This window comes from Hydrogenophaga sp., assembly GCF_028698005.1.
Lineage (GTDB): Bacteria > Pseudomonadota > Gammaproteobacteria > Burkholderiales > Burkholderiaceae_C > Hydrogenophaga.
Genome location: NZ_JAQVEJ010000089.1, coordinates 1 through 3,756 on the forward strand (window position 1 = coordinate 1; position 3,756 = coordinate 3,756).

At 68.6% G+C, this 3,756-nt stretch carries 7 protein-coding genes; all 7 read left to right on the forward strand.

The genetic code is table 11. The features are described from left to right. The coding region (locus tag PHQ87_RS09955) for a GMC oxidoreductase (protein ID WP_300233500.1) at positions 1-673 on the forward strand (673 nt) is incomplete at its 5' end. A 35-nt stretch (positions 674-708) separates the two neighbouring features. Further along, positions 709-1,014: an antibiotic biosynthesis monooxygenase family protein gene (locus PHQ87_RS09960; RefSeq protein WP_300233501.1), complete on the forward strand. Its 306-nt coding sequence runs from the start codon at positions 709-711 to the stop codon at positions 1,012-1,014. Positions 1,015-1,203: 189 nt separating this feature from the next. After that, positions 1,204-1,449, forward strand: coding sequence for a metal-sensing transcriptional repressor (locus PHQ87_RS09965; RefSeq protein ID WP_300233503.1), 246 nt, complete (start codon positions 1,204-1,206; stop codon positions 1,447-1,449). A gap of 11 nt (positions 1,450-1,460) precedes the next feature. Continuing rightward, complete coding sequence (locus PHQ87_RS09970; RefSeq protein ID WP_300233505.1) at positions 1,461-1,883, forward strand: rhodanese-like domain-containing protein; 423 nt, start codon at positions 1,461-1,463, stop codon at positions 1,881-1,883. A 47-nt stretch (positions 1,884-1,930) separates the two neighbouring features. Then, on the forward strand, positions 1,931-2,701 hold the full coding sequence (locus tag PHQ87_RS09975) for a type III pantothenate kinase (RefSeq protein ID WP_300233507.1): 771 nt from the start codon (positions 1,931-1,933) through the stop codon (positions 2,699-2,701). A 78-nt stretch (positions 2,702-2,779) separates the two neighbouring features. Then, positions 2,780-3,034 (forward strand): acyl-CoA-binding protein, encoded by a 255-nt coding sequence (locus PHQ87_RS09980; protein ID WP_300233509.1) that lies wholly within the window; start codon positions 2,780-2,782, stop codon positions 3,032-3,034. Positions 3,035-3,061: 27 nt separating this feature from the next. Then, a partial coding sequence (locus PHQ87_RS09985; RefSeq protein WP_300233510.1) for a 5'-methylthioadenosine/adenosylhomocysteine nucleosidase occupies positions 3,062-3,756 on the forward strand: 695 nt, incomplete at its 3' end.

Here is a 3,756-nt window from a genome sequence, read left to right on the forward strand (position 1 = left end):
ACTGTCGCCGGCCGGCCTGGTCCGGATGCTGCGCGGCATCGGTGAGTGGCGGCGTTCGCGCAGCGGCCTGCTCACCACCAACTTCGCCGAGGCCGGGGGCTTCATCCGCAGCACGCCCGATGAGCCCATCCCCGACCTGCAACTGCATCTGGTGGTGGGCAAGCTCATCGATCACGGCCGCCAGACCGTGTTCGGACATGGCTACTCCTGCCACGTCTGCGTGCTGCGGCCGCGCAGCCGGGGCACGCTGCGCCTGGCCAGCCCCGACCCGCAGGTGGCGCCGCTGATCGACCCGGCTTTCCTGTCCGATCCGGACGACGTCGCGCGACTGGTGCGGGGCTTCAGGCTGATGCGCGAGCTGCTGTCGCAGCCGGCACTGGCGGCCCTGGGTGGCCGCGAATCCGCGGAATCGGCCGAGGCCCTTAGCGGGGCGCAGATCGAGCAGTTCGTGCGCCGCCATGCCGACACCATCTACCACCCGGTCGGCACCTGCCGGATGGGGCCGGGGCCCGACGCCGTGGTCGATGCGCGGCTGCGCGTGCATGGTGTCGCGGGCCTGCGCGTGGTCGATGCCTCCATCATGCCCTCGGTGGTCGGCGGCAACACCAATGCGCCCACCATCATGATCGCCGAAAAAGCGGCCGATATGATCCGCGAAGACCGGCGGTCCTGATCCGCCGCACTGTCCCCCCATCACAGGACCCGACCATGATCCTCGAACACGCCGACATCCGCATCGACCCCGCCAGGGCCGCCGAATTCGAAGCCGCCATCCTGCATGGCGTGCAGACCGTCATCGCGCAGGCCAAGGGTTTCGGCGGCTACAAGGTCAACCGCAGCATTGAAACGCCGGGCCGCTACCTGCTGATGATCTACTGGGCCACGCTGGAAGACCACACCGTGGGCTTCCGGGGCTCCGAGGCCTTCACCCAGTGGCGTGCCATCGTCGGGCCCTTCTTCCTGCAGCCGCCCGTGGTCGAGCACATGGAACTGGTCGGACGCTCGTCGTCCTGACCGCGGGTCCGCCGCCTGGCGACCCGGGCGGTGCCGCCCGTTCAGGGCGTTCCGCAGCCAGCGCGCGACCGCACCGGTGTCTCGGCGGGGCGGTGCAAGCGGGCGAATGCCGGCATGCACGGGGTTGATGCGACCACGGCACAATATGCTACCCCGCCCATGCTGGCCAGACGGCCGGAGAACCCCATCATGACGACTGTCCACGATCAAGAACGCAAACGTGCCCTGGTGTTGCGCCTCAAACGCGTCGAGGGCCAACTGCGTGGTATCCAGAAACTCCTCGAGGACGAGGCCGACTGCGAGAAGGTCGCGCAGCAACTGGCGGCGGCACGCAAGGCGCTGGACAAGACGTTCTTTGCCATGGTGGGATGCGTGATCGCCCAGGGCGATGTCCCCGCGGACGACGTGGCCGACATGCTGTCGCGCTTCTCGTGACGCCGCCGACCATGAGTACCCCGACGCCGTCGAATCCGTCCCCGCAAGGGTATGCCGGTGATGTATCGCCCGAGCAGGCCTGGCAGTGGGTCCAGGCCGGTGACGCGGTGCTGGTCGATGTGCGGACCGATGCCGAGCGCGCCTGGGTCGGGTTCGTGCCAGGGGCCGTGCCGGTGGCCTGGAAGCAGTGGCCCGACATGGCGCTGAATCCCCGTTTCGACGAGGAGATCCGCGCCGCGGCCCGTGGCGGCCGCAAGCTGGCGCTGCTGTGCCGCAGCGGGGTACGCTCGGTCGCGGCGGCCCAGCGGGCCACCGCCCTGGGGCTGCAGGCCTACAACATCCTGGAAGGGTTCGAGGGAGCCCTGGACGAGCAGTCTCAACGTGGCCGCAGCGGTGGCTGGCGCTACCGTGGTCTGCCCTGGCAGCAGAACTGACGCGGCGTGGCCGCCAGCGGTATCGGGCGCTTGGAGATAATGCGCGCATGAGCTTTCTCGCACTTGACGTAGGCAACACCCGCCTCAAATGGGCGCTGTACGACCAGCCCGGGGTGGGTGCGCGCCTGCTGGCGCACGGCGCCCAGTTCCTGGAAAACATCGAGAAACTCAGCGAGGGCGATTGGCGGCAGTTGCCGCCGCCGCAGAAGGTGCTGGGCTGCGTGGTGGCCGGCGAAGCGGTCAAGCGCCGCGTCGAGGAGCAACTGGAGGAATGGGATGTGGTGCCGCAGTGGGTGGTGTCTTCCCAGTCCGAAGCCGGCCTGACCAACGGCTACGACCACCCGGCCCGCCTGGGGTCGGATCGCTGGGTGGCGATGATTGGTGCACGCCAGCGGCTGCTGGCGCAAGGCCCGGCCCGGCCCTGCATCGTGGTGATGGTGGGCACGGCGGTCACGGTCGAAGCCATCGACGCCGAAGGGCGCTTCCTGGGCGGCATCATTTTGCCGGGCCACGGGATCATGCTGCGTGCGCTCGAATCCGGCACCGCCGGGTTGCATGTGCCCACGGGCGACGTGCGCAATTTCCCCACCAACACCAGCGATGCCTTGACCAGTGGCGGCACCTTCGCCATCGCCGGTGCCGTGCAGCGCATGCGGGACAACCTGTACGCGCACTGTGGCCAGGAACCGGTGTGCTTCATGACCGGTGGCGCAGCCTGGAAGATGGCGCCCAGCATGTCCACGCGCTGCGAGCTGGTGGAAAGTCTGATCTTCGACGGCTTGCTGCACATTGCCAGCCTGCGATTCGCGCCGGCTTGAACCGCGCCGGTGGGGCGCAGGCATGGTTTGTTACCATGCCGTTCCCATCACCGTCCCGCTGCGCGGAGGAGCTTGTCCATGTCCGATCTGAAGTCCCGTTTCGACGCCGCCGTCGCCCATTCCCAGAAGCTGTCCGAGCGTCCGGACAACGCCACCCTGCTCAAGATCTACGGGCTGTACAAGCAGGCCACATTGGGCGATGTCACCGAGAAGAAGCCGGGCTTTGGCGACATGATCGGGCGCGCCAAGTGGGATGCCTGGAACGGATTCAAGGGGGTGTCTTCAGACGAGGCAATGGAGCGGTACATCGCGCTGATCGAATCGCTGTCCTGAAGATCGTCGCGCCCCATCGTTCTCGCCATGTCTTCCGCCCCCACCGCCTTCGTCGCCGCCCTGCGCGATGAACTTGCCGGCGTGCTGGGCCTGTTGCCCGACGAACGGCGGCAGGTCGTGGCCGGGCGCGAGTTCTGGGTCGGGCATCTGCATGGGCAGGAGGTGGTGGTGACGCTCTCGGGCATTGGCAAGGTCGCGGCGGCGACCACCGCCGCCTTGCTGACCGATCGCTTTCGGGCGCGCCGCATCGTGTTCACCGGCGTGGCCGGTGGCCTGGGGCCGGGCGTGCGGGTGGGCGACGTGGTGCTGGCACGCAGCCTCCTGCAGCACGACATGGATGCCTCGCCCCTCTTTCCACGCCACGAGGTGCCCGGTTACGACCGCAGCCGTTTCGAGACCGACGGACACCTGGCCGATGCGCTGGAACAGGCGTGCATGCGCATGCTCGGCACCCTGCCGCAGCGGCTGGACACCGCCGCCGTGGTGGCTTATGGCCTGCACGCGCCGCGCCTGCACCAGGGCCTGCTGGTCAGCGGCGACCGCTTTGTGGCCACCACGGCCGAAAGCCAGGCGTTGCAGAACGAACTGCCCGAGGCCCTCGCGGTCGAGATGGAAGGCGCCGCCTTCGCCCAGGTCTGCCACGACTTCGGTGTGCCGCTGGCGGTCGTGCGCACCATCTCCGATCGCGCCGACGACGACGCCCACGTCGACTTCCCCCGCTT

Coding starts and splice junctions, on each gene's coding strand:
- PHQ87_RS09960 (WP_300233501.1), top strand. CDS start 709: ATGATCCTCGAACACGCCGACATCCGCATCGACCCCGCCAGGGCCGCC.
- PHQ87_RS09965 (WP_300233503.1), top strand. CDS start 1,204: ATGACGACTGTCCACGATCAAGAACGCAAACGTGCCCTGGTGTTGCGC.
- PHQ87_RS09970 (WP_300233505.1), top strand. CDS start 1,461: ATGAGTACCCCGACGCCGTCGAATCCGTCCCCGCAAGGGTATGCCGGT.
- PHQ87_RS09975 (WP_300233507.1), top strand. CDS start 1,931: ATGAGCTTTCTCGCACTTGACGTAGGCAACACCCGCCTCAAATGGGCG.
- PHQ87_RS09980 (WP_300233509.1), top strand. CDS start 2,780: ATGTCCGATCTGAAGTCCCGTTTCGACGCCGCCGTCGCCCATTCCCAG.